The sequence below is a fragment of the Nonomuraea sp. NPDC005501 genome, from assembly GCF_040605905.1.
Lineage (GTDB): Bacteria > Actinomycetota > Actinomycetes > Streptosporangiales > Streptosporangiaceae > Nonomuraea.
Genome location: NZ_JBEXDT010000015.1, coordinates 75,553 through 97,585, shown reverse-complemented (window position 1 = coordinate 97,585; position 22,033 = coordinate 75,553). Strand labels below are relative to the sequence as shown.

The 22,033-nt window shown below is 72.5% G+C and carries 21 protein-coding genes; 9 read left to right on the top strand and 12 right to left on the bottom strand.

What is annotated here, in order from left to right:
- Nucleotides 1-19: 19 nt before the first annotated feature.
- A complete protein-coding gene (locus ABZS51_RS11375; protein WP_355438764.1) occupies nucleotides 20-1,150 on the bottom strand; it encodes an ROK family transcriptional regulator in 1,131 nt (376 codons plus the stop codon).
- A gap of 194 nt (nucleotides 1,151-1,344) precedes the next feature.
- Between ABZS51_RS11375 and ABZS51_RS11370 the strand changes: the two genes are divergently transcribed.
- On the top strand, nucleotides 1,345-3,561 hold the full coding sequence (locus ABZS51_RS11370) for an alpha-galactosidase (protein ID WP_355438762.1): 2,217 nt from the start codon (nucleotides 1,345-1,347) through the stop codon (nucleotides 3,559-3,561).
- Nucleotides 3,562-3,594: 33 nt separating this feature from the next.
- On the opposite strand, the gene ABZS51_RS11365 is transcribed toward ABZS51_RS11370, so the two are convergent.
- Nucleotides 3,595-3,915, bottom strand: coding sequence for a tetratricopeptide repeat protein (locus tag ABZS51_RS11365; RefSeq protein WP_355438760.1), 321 nt, complete (start codon nucleotides 3,913-3,915; stop codon nucleotides 3,595-3,597).
- A 2-nt stretch (nucleotides 3,916-3,917) separates the two neighbouring features.
- The gene (locus tag ABZS51_RS11360; protein ID WP_355438758.1) at nucleotides 3,918-4,907 is read right to left on the bottom strand and encodes a pirin family protein; all 990 of its coding nucleotides are present in this window, start codon (nucleotides 4,905-4,907) and stop codon (nucleotides 3,918-3,920) included.
- A 105-nt stretch (nucleotides 4,908-5,012) separates the two neighbouring features.
- Between ABZS51_RS11360 and ABZS51_RS11355 the strand changes: the two genes are divergently transcribed.
- On the top strand, nucleotides 5,013-5,660 hold the full coding sequence (locus ABZS51_RS11355) for a LysE family translocator (RefSeq protein WP_355438756.1): 648 nt from the start codon (nucleotides 5,013-5,015) through the stop codon (nucleotides 5,658-5,660).
- Between the two features lie 132 nt (nucleotides 5,661-5,792).
- Here the strand turns inward: ABZS51_RS11355 and ABZS51_RS11350 are convergent, their stop codons facing one another.
- Nucleotides 5,793-6,458: an alpha/beta fold hydrolase gene (locus ABZS51_RS11350; RefSeq protein ID WP_355438754.1), complete on the bottom strand. Its 666-nt coding sequence runs from the start codon at nucleotides 6,456-6,458 to the stop codon at nucleotides 5,793-5,795.
- A gap of 116 nt (nucleotides 6,459-6,574) precedes the next feature.
- Entirely contained in the window at nucleotides 6,575-7,228 is a 654-nt protein-coding gene (locus ABZS51_RS11345; protein ID WP_355438752.1) for a LysE family translocator, read from the bottom strand.
- A 133-nt stretch (nucleotides 7,229-7,361) separates the two neighbouring features.
- Between ABZS51_RS11345 and ABZS51_RS11340 the strand changes: the two genes are divergently transcribed.
- Nucleotides 7,362-7,769: a nuclear transport factor 2 family protein gene (locus ABZS51_RS11340; RefSeq protein ID WP_310715306.1), complete on the top strand. Its 408-nt coding sequence runs from the start codon at nucleotides 7,362-7,364 to the stop codon at nucleotides 7,767-7,769.
- A 69-nt stretch (nucleotides 7,770-7,838) separates the two neighbouring features.
- Here ABZS51_RS11340 and ABZS51_RS11335 read toward each other — a convergent pair whose 3' ends face one another.
- From ABZS51_RS11335 to ABZS51_RS11325, 3 genes are read right to left on the bottom strand one after another with little or no spacing between them, the layout of a single operon-like run.
- Nucleotides 7,839-9,362, bottom strand: coding sequence for a hypothetical protein (locus tag ABZS51_RS11335; protein ID WP_355438750.1), 1,524 nt, complete (start codon nucleotides 9,360-9,362; stop codon nucleotides 7,839-7,841).
- A 30-nt stretch (nucleotides 9,363-9,392) separates the two neighbouring features.
- Complete coding sequence (locus tag ABZS51_RS11330; protein WP_355438748.1) at nucleotides 9,393-10,226, bottom strand: carbohydrate ABC transporter permease; 834 nt, start codon at nucleotides 10,224-10,226, stop codon at nucleotides 9,393-9,395.
- Nucleotides 10,223-11,110, bottom strand: coding sequence for a sugar ABC transporter permease (locus ABZS51_RS11325; protein WP_355438746.1), 888 nt, complete (start codon nucleotides 11,108-11,110; stop codon nucleotides 10,223-10,225). The genes ABZS51_RS11330 and ABZS51_RS11325 overlap by 4 nt, the downstream gene beginning before the upstream one ends.
- A 197-nt stretch (nucleotides 11,111-11,307) precedes the next feature.
- Between ABZS51_RS11325 and ABZS51_RS11320 the strand changes: the two genes are divergently transcribed.
- Genes ABZS51_RS11320 through ABZS51_RS11295 form a run of 6 tightly spaced genes read left to right on the top strand, consistent with a single transcriptional unit; the run spans nucleotide 11,308 to nucleotide 18,035 of the window.
- The gene (locus ABZS51_RS11320; protein WP_355438744.1) at nucleotides 11,308-12,600 is read left to right on the top strand and encodes a sugar ABC transporter substrate-binding protein; all 1,293 of its coding nucleotides are present in this window, start codon (nucleotides 11,308-11,310) and stop codon (nucleotides 12,598-12,600) included.
- Nucleotides 12,584-13,582, top strand: coding sequence for a Gfo/Idh/MocA family oxidoreductase (locus tag ABZS51_RS11315; protein WP_310715315.1), 999 nt, complete (start codon nucleotides 12,584-12,586; stop codon nucleotides 13,580-13,582). Before ABZS51_RS11320 ends, ABZS51_RS11315 begins: the two co-directional genes overlap by 17 nt.
- Nucleotides 13,582-15,189, top strand: a complete 1,608-nt coding sequence (locus ABZS51_RS11310; RefSeq protein ID WP_355438741.1) for a heparinase II/III family protein — start codon at nucleotides 13,582-13,584, stop codon at nucleotides 15,187-15,189. Before ABZS51_RS11315 ends, ABZS51_RS11310 begins: the two co-directional genes overlap by 1 nt.
- Nucleotides 15,173-15,910: an amidohydrolase family protein gene (locus ABZS51_RS11305; protein WP_355438739.1), complete on the top strand. Its 738-nt coding sequence runs from the start codon at nucleotides 15,173-15,175 to the stop codon at nucleotides 15,908-15,910. The genes ABZS51_RS11310 and ABZS51_RS11305 overlap by 17 nt, the downstream gene beginning before the upstream one ends.
- Entirely contained in the window at nucleotides 15,907-16,713 is an 807-nt protein-coding gene (locus ABZS51_RS11300; protein ID WP_310715320.1) for an amidohydrolase family protein, read from the top strand. Before ABZS51_RS11305 ends, ABZS51_RS11300 begins: the two co-directional genes overlap by 4 nt.
- An 8-nt stretch (nucleotides 16,714-16,721) precedes the next feature.
- Complete coding sequence (locus ABZS51_RS11295) at nucleotides 16,722-18,035, top strand: transcriptional regulator (RefSeq protein WP_355438736.1); 1,314 nt, start codon at nucleotides 16,722-16,724, stop codon at nucleotides 18,033-18,035.
- On the opposite strand, the gene ABZS51_RS11290 is transcribed toward ABZS51_RS11295, so the two are convergent.
- Genes ABZS51_RS11290 through ABZS51_RS11275 form a run of 4 tightly spaced genes read right to left on the bottom strand, consistent with a single transcriptional unit; the run spans nucleotide 18,032 to nucleotide 22,026 of the window.
- Nucleotides 18,032-18,772, bottom strand: a complete 741-nt coding sequence (locus ABZS51_RS11290; RefSeq protein ID WP_355438734.1) for an SIS domain-containing protein — start codon at nucleotides 18,770-18,772, stop codon at nucleotides 18,032-18,034. The genes ABZS51_RS11295 and ABZS51_RS11290 overlap by 4 nt on opposite strands.
- The gene (locus ABZS51_RS11285) at nucleotides 18,769-20,016 is read right to left on the bottom strand and encodes a hypothetical protein (protein WP_355438732.1); all 1,248 of its coding nucleotides are present in this window, start codon (nucleotides 20,014-20,016) and stop codon (nucleotides 18,769-18,771) included. Before ABZS51_RS11285 ends, ABZS51_RS11290 begins: the two co-directional genes overlap by 4 nt.
- Nucleotides 20,013-20,894, bottom strand: a complete 882-nt coding sequence (locus tag ABZS51_RS11280; RefSeq protein WP_355438730.1) for a BadF/BadG/BcrA/BcrD ATPase family protein — start codon at nucleotides 20,892-20,894, stop codon at nucleotides 20,013-20,015. The genes ABZS51_RS11285 and ABZS51_RS11280 overlap by 4 nt, the downstream gene beginning before the upstream one ends.
- 46 nt (nucleotides 20,895-20,940) lie before the next feature.
- Nucleotides 20,941-22,026, bottom strand: coding sequence for an AraC family transcriptional regulator (locus tag ABZS51_RS11275; protein ID WP_355438728.1), 1,086 nt, complete (start codon nucleotides 22,024-22,026; stop codon nucleotides 20,941-20,943).
- Between the last annotated feature and the right edge of the window lie 7 nt (nucleotides 22,027-22,033).

Sequence of the window (22,033 nt, the reverse complement as noted above, 5' to 3'; positions counted from 1 at the left end):
GGGGCCCCGGCCGTGCCGATCAGCCGTGCAGCAGTTGGTGCTGGAGAGCGGTGACGGCCGCTCCCCGGGCCCATTCGTTGAAGGCGAAGGGCTTGACGACCACCCGGACGGGCGTGGACGTCCAGTGGGTGTGGCGGGCGAGGGCGGCCTGGAAGGCGTCCGCGCACAGCTCGTACATGTGGACCGCCTCGCCGGACAGGATGACCAGCTCGGGCCCGGTGATGTTGGCGACGGTGGCCACCACCTGCCCCAGGGCGGATCCGGCTTCGCCGAGCACGCGGCGGGCGACGGGATCGCCGTCGCGGGCCAGGGCGAGACAGTCGTCGAAGGTCAGCTCGGGCCGTTCGAGGGTGCCGGCGACGGAGCGGCGGACGGCGGGCGAGCTGACGTAGGCGCGGGCGCAGCCGCGGTGGCCCTGCTCGCACATGGGGCCCCGGTCGTCGATCGACAGGTGGCCGACCAGCCCGGCCGCTCCGGACTGCCCGGTCACCAGGCGGTCGCCGATGACCAGGCCGCAGCCGATGCCGGCGCCGACGGTGATCAGCGCGAAGGAGGAGTGGCCGACGCCCTCGCCGAACCACTGCTGCACGGCCGTCAGCGCGCGGACGTCGTTGTCGAGCACGGTGGGCACGCCGACGGCCTCCTCGACGAGCGCGGCCAGCGGTAACTGGCTCCAGCCGAGGAAAGGCGAGGTGTGCACCACGGGGTCGCTCGGGGTGGCGGTGCCGGCCAGGCTGATGCCGACGCCGGACAGCGGTGGCAGCCCCGGGCTGGTCAGCTCGGTGACGGCCCGGGTGATCTCGCCGAGGACGGTGCCGATCCGGTGGTCGGCCAGCGGCCGGCAGGTCTCGGCCTGGACGGTGGCGGCGAGGTCGGTCCGTACGGCGAACAGCTCGTCGGCGGTGAGCTTGATCCCGACGAACGACATGCGGGAGGCGTCGACCTCCAGCGGCTGCGACGGCCGGCCCACGGTGGCCGTCCCTTCCCCGGCGGCCTGCTCGCGCAGGTAGCCGGCCTCGAGGAAGGGCTTGGTGACCTTGGTCAGCGCGGAGGGCGACAGCGTCAGCCGCCGCGCCACCTCCGCTCTGGACAGGGGGCCGTGCACCAGCAGCTCGACGAACACGGAGCGCATCGCGTCGGTGAGCCGCACAGGGAGATCTCCGCCATGTGAGAACACGGCGCTTATCGTTCCCACGTTTGTGCATCGCGTCAAGTAAAGATGTGGCATCGCTCACAAGATCGACCGAGAAGTCCCACAATAGCGGGGCGGATTTGTTGACGCCGTGCACGAGACGGGGTTAGCCTCCAGCCGCCTGACCGTTTCAGAAGCCAGGAGACTGCCCGATGCCCGTAACCCCCCTCGATCAGCACGGAAACCTGTGGGCGGTCATGACGCCCTCCTCGACGTACCTGATCGGCGTGGAGCTCGACCCGGTCACCGGCGAGGCCGCGGTCCTGCAGAAGTACTGGGGGCCGCGGCTGTCCCCGGAGGCGGCCCGCGAGGCGGCGACCGCGAGCGGCGGACCGGCCACCCCGTGGGGGGCGCGGCGCCACATCTCCAGCTTCTCCACACCCGCCGAGATCGAGGAGCTGCTGCCGGTCGACGGAGGCAAGCGGTGGGGATCGCCGTCCCTGCAGGTCTCCTTCGACCACGCCCGCTCGCTCGAACTCCACTTCGTCGAGGCCGCCGTGGCCGACGAGGGGGCGGGCGCCGAACGGCTCGACATCGTCCTGCGCGACGCCCACCATCCGTTCGAGGTGGTGCTGTCCGTCCGCGCCCGCGAGGACACCGACGTGATCGAACGCTGGACCACCGTCCGGCACCTGACCGGCGGGGCGCCCGTCGCCGTCGGCGTCACCCGGCTCGACTCCGGCAGCTGGTTCGTCCCGGACGCCACCGCGTACCGCTACAGCGGCGTCTTCGGTGCGTGGGCGGAGGAGTTCCAGCTCCAGCGCGGACCACTTCCGGTCGGTGAGCTGGTCTTCACCAGCCGCCAGGGCATCACCAGCCACCACGCCAACCCCTGGATCATGATCGACGCCGGTGAGGCGGTCGAGGAGCACGGCGAGGTGTGGGGCGTGGCCCTGGCCTGGAGCGGCAGCTGGCGCCTGACCACCACGCACCGGCCCGAGGGCGGCGTCTCCGTCTCGGCCGGCTTCGGCCACGACGGGCCGCGCTGGACGCTGGGGCCCGGCGAGGAGCTCGTCACCCCGCCGGTGCTCGGCCTCTACACCGGCGATGGGTTCGGCGCGGCCAGCCGCTCCTGGCACGAGTACACCCGCCGGCACGTCCTCCCGGCCCCCGACGAGCTCCGCCCGGTGCTCTACAACTCCTGGGAGGCCACCGACTTCGACGTCACGGAGGCCGGCCAGCTCGAGCTCGCCAGGCGGGCGGCCTCCGTCGGCGTCGAGCTGTTCGTCGTGGACGACGGCTGGTTCGGCGAGCGCGACGACGACACGCGGTCGCTGGGCGACTGGTGGCCCCACCGCAAGCGCTTCCCGCAGGGACTTCGCGCGCTGATGGACGGCATCCACGGCATGGGGATGCGAGCCGGCCTGTGGGTCGAGCCGGAGATGGTCAACGCCGACAGCGAGCTGTACCGCGCCCACCCGGACTGGGTCCTGCACATGGAGCACCGCCGCCGCGACGAGAAGCGCCAGCAGCTCGTGCTGAACTTCGCCCGCGACGACGTCCGCGACTGGGCGCTGGCCTGGCTCGGCGACCTGGTCGCCGAGCTGGACCTGGACTACCTCAAGTGGGACATGAACCGGCCGTTCACCCAGGCGGGCTGGCCCGAGCGGGGAGCGGCGCAGGACCGGCTCTGGATCGACTACACGCGCAACGTCTACGAGGTGATGGCCCGGCTGCGGCAGGCCCATCCCCGGCTGCGGATCGAGTCCTGCTCCGGAGGCGGCGGCCGGGTGGATCTCGGCGTGCTGCGCCACACCGACGAGTTCTGGCCCTCCGACAACACCGACGCCCGCGACCGGCAGACCATCCAGCACGGTTTCAGCCAGATCTACCCGCCGTGCACCATGTCGGCCTGGGTCACCGACTCGCCCAACATCACCGTCGGCCGCTCCATGCCGCTGCGTTACCGCTTCCACGTGGCCATGGCCGGGGTGCTGGGCGTCGGCGGCGATCTGGCCGCCTGGCCGCAGGCCGAGCTGTCGGAGGCGGCGGAGCTGATCGAGCAGTACAAGTCCGTCCGCCACGTCATCCAGCACGGCCGGTTGTACCGGCTGGCCGGCACCCCGGGCCAGGAGCGCTCAGCCGTGCAGTACGTGCTGGACGGCGACGTCGTCGCGCTCGTCTACAACCCCGCCGGCAACGCCAAGCGGGGTCCTCGGTGGCTGCGGCTGGCCGGGCTCGACCCGGACGCCCGGTACGAGGTGGTGCTGGGCGGCGACGCCGCCGAGACGGTGCCGGGCCGGCTGGTCCAGGGCTCGCGGTGGCACGGCTCCGCGCTGATGGCCGTGGGCATCCGGCCCGCCGCCTGGGAGCCCGTCGGCGCCGACCATCGCAGCGACATGGTGGTGCTCAGGAGGGTGACCCCGTGACCTGAGGAGGGGCGGCTCCTCAGGCCGGGGGCGTCACTCGCCGGTCATCGCCGCATGGAGACGCAGGTACGGCTCGGCGTCCTGTGGCCTGTTGCGGCGTTGCAGCGTACGGCCGAGCAGCAGGTACGCGTACCCCTCGGCGGGGTCGCGCTCCAGGACCAGCCGGAGCTCGGCCTCCGCCCGGCCGAGCTGGGCGGAGTGGTAGTAGGCGCGGGCCAGCAGCAGCCGGGCCGCCACGTTCTCCGGGGCGGCCGCGACCACCCGGGCCAGGATGCGCGCGGCCCCGATGTAGTCCTGCGAGTCGAAGAACAGGCGGGCCCGCTCGTACTCCTCGGCCGTCGTCTCGATCTGCATGGTCACTCCTGTCCCGGGACGGGCCCGCCGGTGTGCGGAAGGCGCTCGGCGGGGGCGACGCCGAGGCGGCCCGCCTGGTAGTCCTCCATCGCCTGGATGATCTCGGCGCGGTTGTTCATCACGAAGGGGCCGTAGTGCACGACCGGCTCGCGGATCGGCTGCCCGCCGAGCAGCAGCACCTCCAGGTTCGGCTCGGCCTGGGGCTGGGGCGGGCCGGCGGCGACGGTGAGCGCGCCGCCCGGGCCGAAGACGGCCAGTTGCCCCTTGCGCACCGGCGTGCGCTCCTCACCGGCGAAGCCGTTCCCGGCCAGCACGTACGCGAGGGCGTTGAAGCCGGGGTTCCACGGCAGCTCCAGCCGCGCGCCGGGGCTCACGGTCGCGTGCACCATCGTGATCGGGGTGAACGTGATGCCGGGACCGGCGTGCCCGTCCAGCTCACCGGCGATCACCCGCAGCAGCGCGCCGCCGTCGGCCGAGGCCAGCAGCGCCGCCTGCCGGCCGCGGATGTCCTGGTAGCGGGGCAGGTGGAACTTGTGGGCGCGAGGCAGGTTGACCCACAGCTGGACGCCGTGGAACAGGCCGCCCGAGACCACCAGGTGCTCCGGGGGCTTCTCGATGTGCAGCAGCCCCGCCCCCGCGGTCATCCACTGGGTGTCGCCGTCGGTGATCGTGCCACCGCCGCCGTTGGAGTCCTGGTGCTCGAAGATGCCGTCCATGATGTAGGTGACGGTCTCGAAGCCGCGGTGCGGATGCCAGGCGGTGCCCTTGGGCTCGCCGGGCGCGTACTCGACCTCGCCCATCTGGTCCATGTGGATGAACGGGTCCAGCAGCGACTGCGGCACCCCGGCGAACGCGCGCCGAACCGGGAAGCCCTCGCCCTCGAACCCGCTCGGCGCGGTCGTCACCGACCGCACGGGCCGCCGTGCGACGGCGGCCGGGTCGGGTACGGCGATGCGCGGCAGCGTCAGCGTGTCGGCGGTGATGGCGGGCATGATTCCCTCCGGTTCGTTGAAACTTCAACTGATGCCCGGCTCAACACCCCACCCCCCTCGGGCATTCCCGCCTCTCGCCGATCACCCGGACACTAGGCTGGGATCATGACGCGTGAGGCGCTGTTCGCCTATCTGGCCATCGTCGGGATGATCACGATCACGCCTGGGCCCGACACCGCCCTGGTGGTACGGAACGCGATGCGCCAGGGGTGGGGCGCCGGAGTCCGGACCGGCCTGGGCAGCGCGGCGGGCCTGCTGCTCTGGGGGCTGGCCGCCGGCGCCGGCATCTCCGCGGTCCTCGCCGCCTCCGCCATCGCGTTCACCGTGCTCAAGCTGGCCGGAGCCGCCTACCTCGGTTACCTGGGCGCCCGCATGCTCTGGCGGTCCTGGCGCTCGAAGGAGTCGAAGGAGTCGGCCGCGGATGCGCCGCCGGTGCCGGCGCCCGCTTCGTCCCCGGCGCTGTTCCGCCAGGGGCTGACCACCAACCTGCTCAATCCCAAGGCTGCGGCCTTCTTCACCGCGCTGCTGCCGCAGTTCGTCACCGCCCACGACGGCACGGCGATCCCCGTGATCATCGGCTTGACACTCATCGCCGCCACGGCCAACCTGACCGGCCAGTTCGCCTTCGCGATCACCGCGCACCACACCGCCCGGCTGGTCGGCCATCGCCGCTTCGAGAAGATCCTGGACCGCCTGGTCGGGTCCGTTCTCCTGGGCCTCGGCCTCAAGATCGCCACCGGTGACCGTCCCTGACGGGCGTCCGGCTCGGGCGCGCGGCGGTCCGGTCGGCCGTGCTGACGTCCCTGGTGCGGACCCGCGACGCGGTGCCGTGGCGGACCGCCCTGGCCACGCTCGTTCCCGCCACGCTGCTGCGCGCCTCGCAGATCAGGCCGCGCCGAGCAGGATCTTGAGCAGCTCGTCCGGGGCGTCGCGCATGAGGTTGTGGCGGCCGTTCACCGCGTGGGCCGTCCAGGCCGGGTCCTGCCGCAGCCGCTCGTGGAAGACGGTGAACGGCGACTCGCCGTCCCATCCCGCCGCGTACACGTAGTCCCTGCGGCGCACGTGCGCGAGGTCGCCCGTGAGGCGGAGCGGCTGCAGGACCGAGGCGAGCGGGTGCGGCGTGGCCCGCGGGTCGAAGAAGGGCTGCGGGCGCACCCCGAACCCGGTCTCGTCCACGTCGGTGTACCACCGGCGCTCCTCGTCGCGGACGAGGGACCAGCAGGAGTCGCCGTCGGAGGGGACGACCGCGTCGATGTAGACCAGCGAGCCGGCCCGGCCGGGGGCGCGGTCGGCGGCCCCGGTGATGACCATGCCGCCGTAGCTGTGCGCGACGAGCACGGCGTCCTCGACCTGCTCGGCCTCCAGGAGGGCGGTCACGTCCTGGATGTGGGTGTCGAGGTTGACCCCGCCGGCCATCAGGTGGCGGCGCTCGCTGACTCCGCTGAGCGTGACGGCGTGGACACGGTGGCCGAGGGCGCGCAGCCGCTCGGTGAGCGGCTCGAAGCTCCAACCGCCGTGGCACATGCCGGGGACGAGGACGAAGGTGGCCATGATGGGTGCTCCCTGCCGAGGTTCCGGTGGATCTGTGTCCAGGGTGCCCGGCGGGGAGTCAGAAGTCCAAGAGATGTTAGGGATGGTTACCAGAAGCCACAGTTATGGAAGGCCGGTCAGCGGCCCTCGACGGCGACGCGCAGGCCGAGGGCCACGAGCACGGTCCCGCTCACCGCGTCCAGGCGGCGGCGGACGGCCGGGCGGCGGAACCACGCGCCAGCGCGGCCCACGACCGCCGCCAGCGAGAGGTAGAGGACCGTCTCCATGGCCACCTGGAGCAGGGCCAGCAGGGCGGTGGTGGTGAGGAGCGGCCGGTCGGCCGGGACGAACTGGGGATAGAAGGCGATCATGAAGGCGGCGGCCTTCGGGTTGGCCAGCATCACGACGGCGCCCTCCCCGAACGCCTTCCACCAGGCGCCGCGGCCGGACGCCGCCACGGGCTCCTCCTCCACCTCCGCCTCCTCCGTGGCGGCGCGGCTGCGCCAGGCCGACCGCCAGGACTTCACCCCGAGGTACAGCAGGAAGGCGGCGCCCACCACGCGCAGGACGACGAAGGCCACCTCGGAGGCGGCGACGAGGGCGGCCAGGCCGGCGGCGGCGCACAGCGCCCACACGTAGAGCCCCGCTTCGAGGCCGAGCACCGTGGGGACCGCGCCGGAGAGCCCCCGCACCGCGGCTCGGCGCAGGATGAGGGCCATCGCGGGGCCCGGCGAGGCCGAGATGAGCACGACGGCGACGGCGAAGGCGGGCAGGGAGGCGAGGAGATCCATGCCGGGATGATGCCGGGACGGGCCTTCCCCCCGCAATCAGGATTTCTGCGACACAGCGGGCACGCGGGCGCACGCCCCGGCCCCGGAGGGGTAGGAGGGGACCGGCCATCCAGGACGATCCCGGGAGTCATCCATGAACGACGGCATCAGGAAGCTGTACGAACGCTGGCTGCTGGACATGTGGGCCGGGGACTTCGCGCTGGCCCACGACCTCGTCACTCCCGGCTTCGTCGGCCACTGGCCCGGGCACGACGTCCGGGGAGCGGCCGAGCTGGCCGCCGTCCTCGCCCAGGGGCACGCCCCGTTCACGGGCGTCACGGTCACCCTCGACGTCGGTCCGATCGTGGACGGCGACACGGTGGCCGCCCGCTGGACGTTCGCCGGGTCCTATCGGGGCGGCCTGGACGGGGCCACGGCGCCCGCGGGCACGCGGGTCGCGTTCAGCGGGCACGACATCCTGCGCGTCGAGGGCGGCAGGGTCGCCGAGTACTGGGTGATCTCCGACGTGCGGACCTTCGCCCAGAGTCTCGGCATGGGTTGACCGGCGAACGGCCGGCAAACGGCCGGCGGGCTCGCCGTCGATCACGCGGCGAGCCCCTTCCGTGCCCGGCTACCTGCGGCCCTGCCAGTTGAGGTAGGCGACCGACAGCAGGGTGGAGCCGTACTGCGACTCGACGGCGTGGTCGGCGTAGACCGCCAGCGCGTGCGGGAACAGCGCCTCGTCCCACCGGGCGACCGGCATGAAGCGCGGCGCCTGGAGATATTGGCCGGCGGGGGCCAGGCCGCCGCTGCCGTCCACCCTCAGGAAGGTCGTGGCGACGCCGTTGTCGGTGGTGGCCATGTTCCTGGTGTAGGAGCGGGCGAAGCGGACCATGTCCCTGCCGGTGAAGCCGAGGCCCCATCGGTGCGCGGCGGCGGCGAACTCGATGTCGATCCCGCCGTGGCTGAGGTCCTCGCCCTGCTGCGCGCCCTTGGGCGGCGAGCCGTAGGACGGGGTCCACTCGGAGACGCCGTCGGCCTTGGTGTAGCCGCTGTAGAGCTTGCCGAAGCCGGGCCAGTACGGCCAGGTGTAGGCGTCCTTGTCGTTGACCTTGAGGTCGCGGGCGAACGTCGCGGCCAGACGGCGCGTGCGGTCGCGGAAGTGCGGGTCCCCGGTCGCCGCCGCCAGCTCCGCGTAGGTCTGGCCGAGGGCGACGCTCTGGTTGATGGGCTGCTCGACGCCGTCGTAGGGGACGGGCATGCCCTTGGGCCAGATGTAGTAGCCGCCCGCCATCCACTCGGGGTCGTGCGCGGCCGCGGCGGCCCGGCACGCCTCCAGGTACTCGGCGGCCTTGGCGCGGTAGCGGGCGTCGGCGAGCAGGCGCGGGTCGCGGCGGACGATCCGGACGAACGACGCGAGCGGGTAGGTGATCATGCCGGTGTGCACCGCGAAGATCACCGGCGCGGCGGCCAGCTTGAACGCCCCCTGCGCCGGTGTCGCGGCCCCCGCGGGCGAGGGCCGCAGATCCTTGGCCGTCACCATGGTCGGCGACGGGTAGGCGTCGAGGATCCGCTTCACGGCGTAGTCGGGGCTGCCGGGGTCCATCGTCAGGTCGGTGAAGGTGGACACCTTCGCCTTGACCGGATTGCGCACCTCCAACGTGAAACGCCCCTCCGAGGAGCCCGCTCGTACGGTGGCCACGGCGTCGTTGACGTTGGCCAGCGCGCTGCGCACCTCCAGGAGCGGCTGCCCGGCGGCGTCGAGCAGGCTCGCACCGCCGGCGCTGTAGACGATGCTGCGCCAGGCGGGCAGCGACAGGCCGCGGTAGTCGGTGACGCCCCGCTCGGAGTCGCGGCCCGCCAGCACCAGGTCGGCGTTGTGGATGAGCCGGTCCAGGTAGGCGGTGTCGCGGTAGGCCTCGTACATCCTGACGTAGGCGGCCAGCACGTAGGACGCGCCCCAGCCGAGGCCGCCGGCCTCGTTGGTGTCGGTGGGCTGACCGACGGCGCCGCTCTCGTGGAACAGCTTGTCGAACTGGTCGAACGTCTCGCGCGAGGTGTAGTCGTGGCCGGCCGCGGCGCGGGCCGTGCCGGGCAGTGCGGTCAGCGCCCCGAGGGAGAGCGCGCCGAGGCCGAATTGCCGGCGAGTGAGCATGTGTGACCCTTTCACGAGCGGCAGGCGGCGTCAGCTCTTGACCGCGCCGCGCATGCCTTCCAGGACGTGGCGTTGCATGATCATGAAGAAGACGACCACGGGCAGGATCGAGATGATCGTGCCCGCCGCCAGGCTGCGGACGTCCGTGCCGGTGATCCCGGCCAGGTAGGCGATGCCCAGCGAGATGGGATAGAGGGAGGAGTCCTTCAGCACCACCATCGGCCAGATGAAGCTGTTCCAGACCGAGATGAAGCCGAAGACGCCGAGGATGGCCAGGGTGGGGCGGGCGGCGGGCAGCATGACGTGCCAGAAGATACGCAGCTCGTGGCAGCCGTCGGTCCTGGCGGCGTCCACGACCTCGCGCGGAACCCCGGCGAAGGTCTGCCGGAGCAGGAAGATCCCGAACGCCGACAGCAGGCCCGGCAGGATCACTCCCAGGTAGCTGTCGGCCATCCCGATCTGGGAGACCACCAGGAATCTCGGCAGCAGCATGACCTCGCCGGGCATGAACATGGTGGCGAGGATCGCGAAGAAGATCAGGCTCCGGCCGCGGAAGACCATCTGCGCCAGCGGGTACGCGCACATGGCCGACACGAGGATGTAGACCGGCACCATCACGGCCACGAGGAGGATCGAGTTGAGGAGGTAGCGCGGGAACGGGATGGCCGTCCACGCCTCCTTGGCCCAGGTGAGCACGGGCGGCCGGGGGATGATGTCCGGCGGGAAGGAGAAGACGGCCTGGCCCGACGGCTTCAACGCCGCCGACAGCAGGATGAGGAACGGGCCGACGAACACCAGCGCGATCGCCGTGAGCAGCACGTACATGCCGACGCGCCGCGTCCACCAGCCGAGCCTCCGGGTCAACGCTCGTCCTTCTTTCCGCTGGTGAGCCGGTAGTTGAGCAGGGCCATCACGATCAGCAGCACCCACAGGACGAGGCCGACGGCGCTGGCGTAGCCCATGTCGTACTTCTCGAACGCCTCGGACCAGATGTAGTAGCCGAGCATCAGGGTGGCGTCCTGCGGGCCGCCCTTGGTCATCACGAAGACGGTGGTGAACGCCTGCATCGCGTCGAGCATGGCCATCGTGATGGTGACCGCGATGTAGGGGACCATGAGCGGGACGGTGATGCGCCGCATCCGGTGCCAGCCGTTGGCGCCGTCGATCTTGGCGGCCTCGTAGAGGTCAGACGGGATCGTCTGGAGGCCCGCCAGGTAGACCATCATGTAGACGCCCATGTTCTTCCAGCCCTCGACCAGGATCAGCGCGGGCAGCGCCCAGACGGGGTCGAGGAGGTACTGGATCGGCTCGTCCAGGACGCCGAAGCCGGTGAGCAGCCAGTTGACGACGCCCTGCTGGTGGAAGACGTAGTTCCAGGCCACCGCGACCGCGACCATCGAGGTCACGACCGGCAGGTAGTAGAGCATCCTGAACGTCCTGATGCCGGGCAGCTTCTGGTTGACCAGCACGGCCAGCGGCAGCGGGAGCACCACGAGCAGCGGGAAGAGCCCGGCGAGGAACACCAGCGAGTTGCGCAGGGCGGTCCAGAACCGGGCGTCGCCGAGGATCCTGCCGAAGTTGTCCAGTCCGGTCAGGACGGGCGGGCTGACCCCGTCGTAGTCGGTGAAGGAGAGCTGGAGCGCGGTGACGGCCGGCCAGGCGAAGAAGGCCCCGAACAGGATCAGGGCCGGCAACGGGAAGAGGTACGGCGTGTACCAGCGCTGCCCCGGGATCCGGCTGGTGGCCACCGGCCTCACATCCTTCGCCGTTTAATAGTGACGTCCAGAGTCTCGATAAGAGTTGGCCGGAATTTGGACCGCAGCCTATATACGCCCCTCTGGACCGTCAAGAGCGCACAAAAGCCCCTCTTGACGTCCCAGCTCTCGGGTGACAAGGTGCCGAAAAGAATGATTAGGGACGGCCATAAGTTGTCAGGAGGGTCCCGGTGTCGAGGAGAAGAACCTTAGGGGCGGGCGCGCTGGCGCTGGCTCTCATGTCGTCGGGTTGCGTCGCCGGAACGTCGGGCGGCACGTCCACCGCGGTGGACGACCAGCCGTTCGAGGGCGAGGTCGAGTTCTGGACGATCAACCTGAAGAAGAACTTCGGCGCCTACGTCGACGGGCTGATCGCCCAGTACCAGAAGGACCACCCCAAGGTCACCGTCAAGTGGGTCGACGTGCCCGGGCAGGACATCGCCACCAAGCTGCTCGGGGCGGTCGCCAGCGGCGACGTCCCCGACGCGGTCAACCTCGCCTCGTCCGACCTCGGCAGGTTCGCCCCGTCGCTGGCCCCGCTCGACGGGCTGCTCAAGCCCGCCGACCTGGCCGACTTCCAGCCGAACCTGATCGAGCCGCTCCGCGTGTCGGGCAAGCTGTACGCCGTGCCCTGGTACAACGGCGGCACGCCCGTGGGCATCTACCGCAGGTCCGTCGTCAGCAAGGCCGGCTTCGACGAGCAGGCCCCGCCGAAGTCCTACGCCGAGGCCCTGGAGCTGGCCGACAAGGTCTACGCCGAGACCAAGGTCTACGGCAGCAACGACGTCCCCGGCCCCAACGCGGCCGCCGTGCTGCGCTACTACGGCGTCGAGCTGCTGAGCGCCGACAAGAAGAAGGCGGCGTTCAACACCCCCGAGGTCGCCGAGCTGCTGGAGACGTTCAAGAAGAGCTACGACAAGCACGGCCTCGCGCCCGGAACGGTCTCCAAGGACGTCAGGAACTACCCGCAGACCCTGGAGAACGGCCAGCTCGCGATGGGGGCGAGCGCGACGGCGGCGACGCTGGTCAACATCCAGAAGAACGCCCCCGACGTCTACGAGGACCTGGTCGTCACCGAGCCCGTCCAGACGAAGACCGGCGGATACCTGCTGCTCGCCCAGCAGACCGTGGCCATCCCCAAGGCGTCGAAGCACCAGCGGGCGGCGGCCGAGTTCGTCAAGTTCTTCACCAACGGCGCCAACCAGCTCGCCTTCTGCAAGCTGGTGCCGATCTACCCCTCGACGGTCTCCTCCACCAAGGACGCCTTCTTCGCCGGCACCGGCGGCGACGACCCGATGGCCGTGGCCCGGCGGGTGATCGTCGCGGGCCTGCCGAAGCTGGAGTACGTCCCGCTGGGCACCTCCAAGGACGGCGAGCTGGCGGAGTCGCTGGCCGAGGCGGTCAGGGCCTTCCTCCAGGGATCCAAGAGCGCCAAGGAGGCGCTCGACGCAGCAGAGAAGCAATGGGATGACGCACTTGCCTAAGCTCAGAGTCGGGATCGTCGGCGCCGGGATCATGGGGCGCGGCCACGCCGAGGTCCTGTCCGCCCACCCGGACGCCGAGATCACCGCCGTCGCCCGCCGCGCCCTCGACGCCGCTCCCCACGCGGCCGTCTACCCCGGCTACCGGGAGCTGCTCGCCTCCGGCACGGTCGACGCCGTGTCGATCACCACCCCCGACCACCTGCACGCGGACGTGATGGTGGCGGCGGCGGAGGCCGGCGTGCACATCCTGGTCGAGAAGCCCTTCACGACCACGGTCGAGGACGCGGACCGCTCCGTGGCCGCGATCCGGCAGGCCGGCGTCACCGCGATGTGCCTGTTCAACCACCGCTGGGTGCCCGCGTACGCGCAGGCCAAGCAGCAGATGGAGCTGATCGGCGAGCCGGTCGTGGGCTACGCCCGCAAGAACGACACCATCCACGTGCCCACCGAGATGATCGGCTGGGCCGACCGGACGACCTGCGCCTGGTTCCTGTCGAGCCACGACATCGACCTGGTCACCTGGCTCTACGACGACCGCGTGGCGGAGGTGTTCGCCACCGCCCGCCACGGCAGGCTGCGCGGCATGGGCATCGACACCCCCGACGCGATGCAGATCCAGGCCCGCTTCAGCCGGGGCGCCGTCGCCACCTTCGAGTCGGCCTGGATCTACCCGAACACCTTCCCGACCATGGTCGACAGCTACGTCACCGTGGCCGGCGAGTCCGGCGTCATCCAGCTCGACCGGCAGAAGGAGAACATCCAGCTCGCCACCGAGAAGTCCTACTCCTACCCGCGCAACATGCTCCAGCGGGTCGTGCACGGCATCCCCGCGGGGGCCTACCGCGACGCCATCCACCACTTCGTGGACTGCGCCCGCACCGGCGCCGAGCCGCTGGTGAGCGTGGAAAGCTCACGGGACGTGACGGCCGTGCTCGCCGCGGCGCACGAATCAGCCCGTACCGGACGGCCGGTGCGGCTCTGATGTCGGTGGAGAAGGCGCCGCACGTGCATCCCACGCGCATGCGGCACATCACCGACGAGGCGCTCCTCGACGCGCTCGGGACGGGCGGCGTCGCCGAGGCCAGGGCCTGGCGGTGGCGGCGGCCGGTCCCGGCGGCCCTCGGCGCGGAGGGCGCGGACGCCCTGCTCGGCGTCGAGGTCGACTTCCTGGACAGGGGCCACGGCCGCTCGCTGCTGTACGGCTTCCACTACCTGCGCTGGATGTCCCCGCTGATCACGGCCTACGCCGAGACCGGGGACCCCCGCTACGCCGCCGAGTGGGACCGGCTGTTCCGCCAGTGGTACGACGACCGCGACCGGGTCAAGGGCGACTGGCCGGGGCTCGACGTGATCTGGTACTCCCTCGGCGTCCGCGCCCGCGCCATGTACGTCACCGAGGCGCTGGCCGTCTTCGCGGGCGAGCCGGCGCTGAGCGACGGGTGCTGGCTGCGGATGATGAAGACGGTCGTCGGCGGCGCCAGGTGGACCGCGGAGGAGCACGACGCGTTCCGCCACGGCAACTGGCAGTTCGTCGCCGCGTGCGAGCTGCTGCACACCGCCAGGGTCTTCGCCGACCTCCCCGAGGCGGGGCGGTGGGCCGAGGTCGCCATGGCCCGCATCCTGGAGCACCTCGACCGGGACGTGCGCGCCGACGGCGGCCACCACGAGCGCTCGCCCAGCTACCACCTCATGTGCCTGGACAACCTGGAACGGGCCGTGGCCGTCGAGCCCTCGCTGGCCGCCCACCCGCGCCGCCGGGCCATGTACCACTGGCTGAGCGTCCTGACGACCTCCGGCGGCTGGGTGCCGCACCTGCAGGACAGCGGCCTGATCTGGCCCGAGGGCGTCGAGCCGGTCGAGGGCTCCCACAACCTGGAGGCCAGCGGCTACGCGACCTTCCGTCACGGCGACTTCCACACCGTCGTCAACTACGGCCCGTACGTCGGCCACGAGCTCGAACCGCACAGCCACCACGCGGCGCTCGACTTCGTGCTGACGGGCTGGGGCGTGCCGCTGGCCTGGGAGGGGGGCGGCCCGCCGTCCTACGACGACCCCGGCTACTACGACTGGTACCAGGCGACCAGGGCGCACAACACGTTGCTCGTGCCGGGCGAGGACTACGCCGAGGACCGCCGAGCCGCCTGCGACCGGTTCTCCGTCTCCGCGCGGGCCGACGTCTTCGCCGGGCACCACCACGGCTACGGCGCGCGGCACGATCGCGAGATCGTCTTCGTCAAGGGCGACGCCCCGTACTGGGTCGTCACCGACCGGATCGACGCCGACGGGTTCGGCGCCGGTGCGGTCTGGCAGATCCACGGCCTGTCGCCGTGGACGGAGCGGGACGGCGCGTTCGCGGGCACCCGCGGCCCGGGAATCCTCGTGGTCCCCCTGGAGCCGCCCGACGAGGTGCTGTACGGAACCGGCCCGGCCAGGATCCCCGACCCCGCCACCAGGACCGCCGAGTACGGCGAGATCCACTCGCTCGGCCTGAGGCGCGCCGACGGAAGGTTCACCGTCGGCATCTTCCCCTACCGGGACGAGCCACCCTCTGTCCCCGACGATTGGACGGTACATGCTGATCGACGCTGACGCGATGCTCGGCCGCCACCCCCGCAGGGACACGGGCACGGGCTCGATCACGGAGGCGCTGGACAGGATGGACCGCTTCGGCATCGCCGAGGCAGTGGTCAGCCACACCCTGTCGTGGCTGCACGACCCGGCGACGGGCAACAGGGAGCTGCTCGGCCTGGTCGCCGGGCAGCCCCGGCTGCGTCCCTGCTGGGTGATGCTGCCCGACACCTGCGGGGAGACCGGCACCCCGGCCGAGTTCGTGACCGCCGCGCTGGAGGGCGGGGTGTGCGCCGTCCGCGCCTACCCCGCCGACCACGGCTACGACCTCGCGGGCGCCGACTGCGCGACCATGCTCGGCGCGATCGCCGAGGCCGGGCTGCCGCTGCTCGTGGACGCGGCCCAGACCGCGTGGCCCGCCGTGGAGTCCGTCGCCGCCGCGCACCCGGAGCTGCGGATCGTGGTCGGCGCGCTCGGCTACCGCCAGCTCAGGCAGGTGGCGGGGGTGCTGTCGCGCACCGGCAACGTGTACCTGGGGCTGGCCAACCTGTCCTCGCACTGCGGCCTCGAATGGCTCGTCGAGAGGTACGGCGAGCGCCGCCTCGTCTTCGGCACCGGGGCGCCGCTCAGGGACCCCGCCGAGGCGGTCACCCGCCTGCTGTGGGCGGAGCTCGACGACGGGGCCGTGGCGACGATCGCCGCCGGCACCCTGCTGGGGCTGCTGCCCGTGGGGGCGGCGTGAACGCGATCACCACCGCGCTGTGGCGGCGGCGCCCGCAGAGCGGAGTCCGGATCGTCGACGCGCACGCGCACACCGGCCCCTACAGCCTGTTCTTCATCCCCGAGCCGACCCCCGAGGCGATGGTCAGGGTGATGGACAGGTGCGGAGTGGCCCACGCGGTCCTCTCCAGCCACCTGGCGATCCAGCTCGACGCGGCGGCGGGGAACGCCGCGACCGCCGAGGCGGTGGACCGCGCGCCCGGCCGTTTCACCGGCTACCTGACGGTCAACCCCTGGCAGGATCCCGCGGGCGAGCTGGCCAGGTGGGGCGACGACCCGCGCTTCGGCGGCATCAAGCTCCACCCCGACCTGCACGACTACCCGCTCACCGGCAGGCGCTACGCCGGCGTGTGGGAGTTCGCGCAGCGCACCGGCTGCCCGGTGCTCACCCACACCTACGACGGCTCCCCGTACAACGACCTGGACCAGGTGGACGCCGTCGCGGCGGAGCACCCCGACGCGGTGATCATCGCGGGGCACGCGGGCGCCACACCGCTCGGTTTCGAGCGGGCCATCGAGGTGGCGCAGCGGCGCCCAGGGGTGATCCTGGAGGTGTGCGGGTCCTACAACACCGGTCCCGACATCGCCAGGATGGTGCGGGAGGTCGGGACCGGCCGGGTGGTCTACGGGTCCGACTTCCCGTTCATCGATCTTCGGATATCGCTGGGGAGGGTAATCTTCAGTGGTCTTGCGGAGGGGGACCAGGCCGCGGTGCTCGGTGCGACGATGACCCGCTTGCTGCAGTGGAGATCCGGACTGGGGTGATCAAGATCATGGATCGGCTGCGTTCCGAAACGCGGTCACGGGTGGCGATCGGGGTCGTGGGACCGCACGATCTCGTCGAGCAGATCATGATGATCGGCGCCGAGCTCCCGGCCGCGACCGACTGGCGGCTGGTCGGCGCCCCGCACGCCGAGGAGCAGGAGACCTTCGAGAAGTTCTCCAAGATCGCCGACAGCATCGACGTGGTGCTGTTCACGGGGCCGCTCCAGCACGACCTGGCCAGGAAGGCGGGCGAGCTGCCCATCCCCGCCACGTTCGTGCCGATGAGCGGCGCCAGCCTGTACGCCAGCCTGCTGCGCGGGGTGCTCACCCACGGCATCGACCCTGCCCGGGTGAGCATCGACTCGCTGCCCGCCGCGGACGTGGACGAGGCGTACGCCGAGATCGGGGTGAGCACCGGCGGCGTGCACCTGTCCGAGTACGACCAGCCGGAGTCGGCGCGCGGCTTCAGCGCCTTCCACGAGCAGCTCTACCGCCAGGGGGAGACCACCGCGGCGCTCACCACGATAAGGAGCGTCTCCAACCGGCTGGCCGCCGCCGGGGTGCCCGTGCTGCGCCTGCTGCCGACCTCCCACACGTTGCGCCTCGCGCTCAACACCGCCGCCCTGCTCGGCACCGGCAGCAGGCTGGAGGACGCGCAGATCGCCATCGTGGTCGTCGAGCTGGCCGCCTCCGCCAAGCCCGCCTACTCCGGGCCGGGCAACTACTGGCAGCAGGAGCTGAAGCTGTCCCTGCACCGCTCGCTGCTCGCCGACGCGCGGCTGATGGGCGCCACCGTCGTGCCCCGGGACGAGAACGGCTACGTGGTCACCGCGACCGTGGGCGCCCTCGGCCAGGCCACCGACGGGTTCAGGGTGGCGCCGTTCATGGACCGGATCCACTCCGACGCCGGGGTGGCCGTCGAGGTGGGCATCGGGCTCGGCAGCACGGCCCGCGACGCCGACGCCAACGCGCTGGCGGCCGTCGAGAAGGCGCGCCAGGCGGGGGCCGCCGCCGCGTACCTTGTCGGGGCGGACGGCACCGTGCTGTCGCTGCCGGTACGCCGGCGCAGGCCGCAGGAGAGCGGGCCCGTCGTCGCCACCAAGGCGGCCAAACTGCTCGACCGCCTGGTGGAGAGCCTCGACGACGGCGACACGATGGTGGTCGACGCCGAGATCGTGGCCGACGTGCTGTCGCTGTCTCCGCGCAGCGCCCGCAGGGTCCTGCAGAGCCTCGCGGAGGAGGGGCTGGCCTGGCCTCTGCCCCCGGTCAAGGGCACCCAGGCCGGCCGGCCCCGCCAGCCGTACCGGCTCGTGCGGGGTTAGGCGTCGCCGAGGCGCACGCGGGAGCCGTACCTCTCCAGCAGCCGGTCGTTGTGCGCGTCCCCGCCCGGGGTGTTGGCCGACCGGAAGACGGGCGGCGGCTCCCCGGCGGCGACGAAGCGGCCGGCGACGTCGGCGACCAGGAGCTGCGCGGCCAGCACGCCGGTGAGGGTCGAGACGCCGCAGGCCGTGCCGCCGCCCGGCAGCGGCATCGCGGCGTCGCCGTACGGCGCGCCGTTGTCGATGACCACCTGGGCCAGGTCCGCCAGCCGCTCCTCGACGGCCACCTCGGCGGTGTGCGCGCGGGAGGTGATGGCGATCACCTGGTGCCCGTGCCGTACGGCGAGGCGGGCCATCTCGACGATCGCCGCGTTGCCGCCGGAGTTCGAGATGATCACGAAGATGTCCTCGGGCCGGATGTCGGCCAGCGCCCAGACGCGCGCAGCCAGGCCGGGCTCGCGCTCGATCCTCGGGTCGAGGATGTCCCGCGGTGAGGCGTCGCCGTAGTAGACGAGGTCGCGGATGCCGAGCTGGTTGGCCGGCACCAGGCCGCCCGCCCGGCCGGTGAGTTCGAGGGCGACGGACCTCGAATGGCCGGTGCCGAACGCCTGGAGCACCCCGCCCGCCCGCAACGCGGCGTGGATGAGCGCGCCGGCCCGTTCGATCGCGTCGCGCTCCGCGGTGAGCAGCCGGTCCACGGCCGATCGGGCGATCAGCGCGTACGCGCCCTGGTCGATCACACTTCCTCCAGCAGGTGTCGTGCGGTGTCGGCGATGAGCTCGGCGCTGCCCGCGGCCACGTGGCTGGCCAGCACCTCGTACTCGGCGCGCCGGTAGGCGCAGGCGGTCGGCAGGTATCCGGGATAGCCGTTGACGTAGCCCAGGACCACGGTGGGCTCACCTGGACTGTCGGCGTCGCGCCCGGCGTCGCGCCCGGCGTCGCGCCCGGCGATGCGCTCGGCGACGGCGAGGAACGGCTCGCCGGGCAGTCCGGCGAGGGCGAGCCCGCCCAGGCGGGCGACGTTCACGTCCACGCCCGTGCGGGCGGGTGGCGAGGTGCGGGCGCGCACCCCTTCGAGCCGGCTGCGGGCCAGGCGCGTGGCGACCGGATCGCCCGACGCCACGGCCTGCTCGTACCCGGCGGTCAGCGCGCCCTCGTCGGCCGTCGTGGCGGCGGGTTCGAGCGTCAGGCGCCGCGTGGCCCAGGAGATCCGCCCGCCGGCCGGTCCGGCTCCCCAGAGCGGGGTCCCCGGACCGGCCAGCAGCTCGGCGCACCGGTCCGCGACGAGCGCGCCCAGGCGCTCCAGCTCCGCCGCGTCCTGGCCGCGCCTGGTGTGGCGGGTGCTGATGTCGCCGGCCGCGCCGGTGGCGACCGTCACCCAGACGTTCCCGCCGAGCCGCTCCCGCAGACTCCTGCGTACGGCTCCGACGAGGTCGGCGCTGACCAGGCGGCTCGTCGCGGGCAGCACGGTGGGGTGCACGGGAAGCACCACCAGCACCCCGGCGAGCCCGCCGTCGCGCACGGCGACCAGGTCCAGCGGCACCACGGCCGGCGCCTGTGGCCTGCTCCGGTCGGCGCCGACGCCGTGCAGCTCGCCGCGGTGCACCGTGCCCTCGCACGGCCTCTCCCCGTCGATCGCCCGCCGTACGGCCGTGCGGACCGCCTCGGTGATCCGGTCGAGCCACGGCTCGGGCGTCGGCCCGCCGCCCGGCACGCAGCCGGTCTCGGGCCCGGAGTGGGTGTGGCTCGCCGCCAGCCACAGCTCGCATCCGGCCGCCGACCTGGCCCGTCCGGCCAGGTCCTCGTTGACGCAGATGACGTCGGCGGTGGCCAGCGCGAACCGCCGCTCGCCGTCCGACCAGGTCACCGCGCTCACGGTCAGCGGATCGGCCAGACCCGCTGACGGCCCTGGCCGGTCGAGGTAACCGCCCATCGGCGTGCCGTCCGGCACGGGCAGATCGGTGGTGCCGTGACCCACTCTCATCGTTCCGCCGTTCTGATCATCGTCTGGTAGTGGCCGGGTACGGCTGAGGCGGCCAGCAGGGCGGCGCCCGCGAGGCTGTCCCCCGCGGGGGGCCGGAGCGCCGCCCGGGGAAGCAGCCGGGTCAGCTCCGCCTCGAACCCGGCGCGGAGCCCCGCGTCGCGCAGCAGGCGGCCGGTCCACGCGACGGGCACCGCCGCGCCCTCCGCGAAGCAGCGGGCCGCCGCCGCCACCGTGCCCGCCAGCTCGCGGGCCGCCTCCTCGGCGATGGCGCGGGCCGTACGGTCTTCCGCGAGCTCCAGGACCTGGACGGCGAAGCGCGCGATGCGCGCCACCGCGTCCGGGGCGAGGTAGAGGCGCTCGGGCAGTCCCGCCAGGTCGCCGAACACGTCCTGAGCGCGCTCGGTGAGCGGGCCGGGCTCCGCGCGACCGTCGAAGCCCCGGTAGGCGGCGTCGAGGCCGCGCCGGCCGATCCAGAAGCCGCTGCCCGCGTCGCCGTAGAGGTAGCCCCAGCCGTCCACCTGCCGGATGCCGTCCCCCACGCCCAGGGCGATGGCTCCGGTGCCCGCGGCCAGCACCACGCCCCTGCCGCCCGCGAACGCGCCCGCGTGCGAGGTGACCACATCGGTGGTGATCAGTACGCGGCGGGCGATGCCGAGCAGGTGACCGGCCAGCGCGTCGGCGTCGTCGAGGATCGTGGTCAGCCCGAGGCAGACGGTGCCGAGCTCGCCCCATCCCGTCCCGATGCGCTCCAGCACGGCCTTGACCGGGGAGCCCTCCGCGTACGACAGGCCGGGCAGCTCGCGGATCTCCTTGATCCTGCCCCGCTCGGCCAGGCCGAGCCGCAGGCCCGTCTGTCCGCCGTCTATCGCCAAGTCCATCAGCACCATCCTGGTCACGATCGGGCCTGGTCATGATCAGGCGTGGTCACGGTCGGGCCTGGTCACGGTCGGGCCGGAACCCGGCCCTGCGGTATTCCGTGGGGGAGCAGCCGACGTGCCGCCGGAACGCGCCACGCAGCGCTTTCGCGGTCGGGTAGCCGGTGCGCGTGGCGATCACGTCCACCGGCAGGCCGGAGGTGGACAGCAGCCGGCGCGCGTGCCGCAGGCGCAGCCCCGTCAGGTGGCGCAGGAACGTCGTCCTGCGCTTCTCCGCGAACAGGTGCGAGATGTAGAACGGGCTCGCGCTGACCGCCTCCGCCACCGTCGCCAGGCGCAGCTCCGGATCGGTGTAGTGCTCGTCCATGTACGCCTCCGCGAGCGCGAGCACGTCCCTGCGCGGCGGCTCGGGCACCAGCCGCCCGAGCGTGTCACGCAGCCACATGTGCAGGTAGGAGCGCTCGTGGATGTCGCCGACCGTGACGATGTCCTCGATGGGCAGCCGGGCGCACGTCATGACCCAGTCGGTCGAGCCGTCGGCCAGCGTGGCGCGGTTGGCCACGTCCACGACGAACAGCAACTGGCCGATCAGCCAGTTGCGCAGCGTCTCGGGGTCGGCGTCGCGGGCGCACCTGTCGACCCAGCTCGCCAGCAGCCCCGCCGCGCCGTTGTGGTCGCCCGCGCGCACACGCCTGGTCAGCTCCCGCTCGATCCGCACGGGAGGTGCGGCGGCCACCCGGCCGGCGGACGGCGGCTCGATCACCCGGTCGCCGCCGAGCACGAGCTTGTAGCCGTTGACCCGCCGGGCGTCCCGCTCGGCCGCGACCGAGCCCACGCTGGGGAAGCCCAGGCTGACGGTGGCGGTCCACTCGGTCTCCCGGACGATCGCGGCGCGGACGTCCTCCGCCAGCGCGGCCGCGTCGGACATCAGCGTGGCGGGATCGGCCCCGGTCAGCATGACGAGCCACTCCTCGGGCGGCCGCGGGTGGCAGGTCGCCCCCGGACGGCCCCCGGCGGCGGCGCGCACCGCCTGGTCGGCGTGCCGGAGCTGGCGCTGTGCCCATGGCCGCCCCCGGACCTGCTCCGAGACCATGAAGTCGTCGATGTCCACCAGGGCGGCCATAGCGTATGTCATGCCCCCA

Excerpts from the sequence above, each read along its gene's own strand:
- ABZS51_RS11305 (WP_355438739.1), top strand. The coding sequence starts at position 15,173 with ATGCTGATCGACGCTGACGCGATGCTCGGCCGCCACCCCCGCAGGGAC.
- ABZS51_RS11370 (WP_355438762.1), top strand. The coding sequence starts at position 1,345 with ATGCCCGTAACCCCCCTCGATCAGCACGGAAACCTGTGGGCGGTCATG.
- ABZS51_RS11365 (WP_355438760.1), bottom strand. The coding sequence starts at position 3,915 with ATGCAGATCGAGACGACGGCCGAGGAGTACGAGCGGGCCCGCCTGTTC.
- ABZS51_RS11340 (WP_310715306.1), top strand. The coding sequence starts at position 7,362 with ATGAACGACGGCATCAGGAAGCTGTACGAACGCTGGCTGCTGGACATG.
- ABZS51_RS11315 (WP_310715315.1), top strand. The coding sequence starts at position 12,584 with ATGACGCACTTGCCTAAGCTCAGAGTCGGGATCGTCGGCGCCGGGATC.
- ABZS51_RS11350 (WP_355438754.1), bottom strand. The coding sequence starts at position 6,458 with ATGGCCACCTTCGTCCTCGTCCCCGGCATGTGCCACGGCGGTTGGAGC.
- ABZS51_RS11275 (WP_355438728.1), bottom strand. The coding sequence starts at position 22,026 with ATGACATACGCTATGGCCGCCCTGGTGGACATCGACGACTTCATGGTC.
- ABZS51_RS11335 (WP_355438750.1), bottom strand. The coding sequence starts at position 9,362 with ATGCTCACTCGCCGGCAATTCGGCCTCGGCGCGCTCTCCCTCGGGGCG.
- ABZS51_RS11280 (WP_355438730.1), bottom strand. The coding sequence starts at position 20,894 with ATGGACTTGGCGATAGACGGCGGACAGACGGGCCTGCGGCTCGGCCTG.
- ABZS51_RS11295 (WP_355438736.1), top strand. The coding sequence starts at position 16,722 with ATGGATCGGCTGCGTTCCGAAACGCGGTCACGGGTGGCGATCGGGGTC.
- ABZS51_RS11310 (WP_355438741.1), top strand. The coding sequence starts at position 13,582 with ATGTCGGTGGAGAAGGCGCCGCACGTGCATCCCACGCGCATGCGGCAC.
- ABZS51_RS11360 (WP_355438758.1), bottom strand. The coding sequence starts at position 4,907 with ATGCCCGCCATCACCGCCGACACGCTGACGCTGCCGCGCATCGCCGTA.
- ABZS51_RS11285 (WP_355438732.1), bottom strand. The coding sequence starts at position 20,016 with ATGAGAGTGGGTCACGGCACCACCGATCTGCCCGTGCCGGACGGCACG.
- ABZS51_RS11345 (WP_355438752.1), bottom strand. The coding sequence starts at position 7,228 with ATGGATCTCCTCGCCTCCCTGCCCGCCTTCGCCGTCGCCGTCGTGCTC.
- ABZS51_RS11355 (WP_355438756.1), top strand. The coding sequence starts at position 5,013 with ATGACGCGTGAGGCGCTGTTCGCCTATCTGGCCATCGTCGGGATGATC.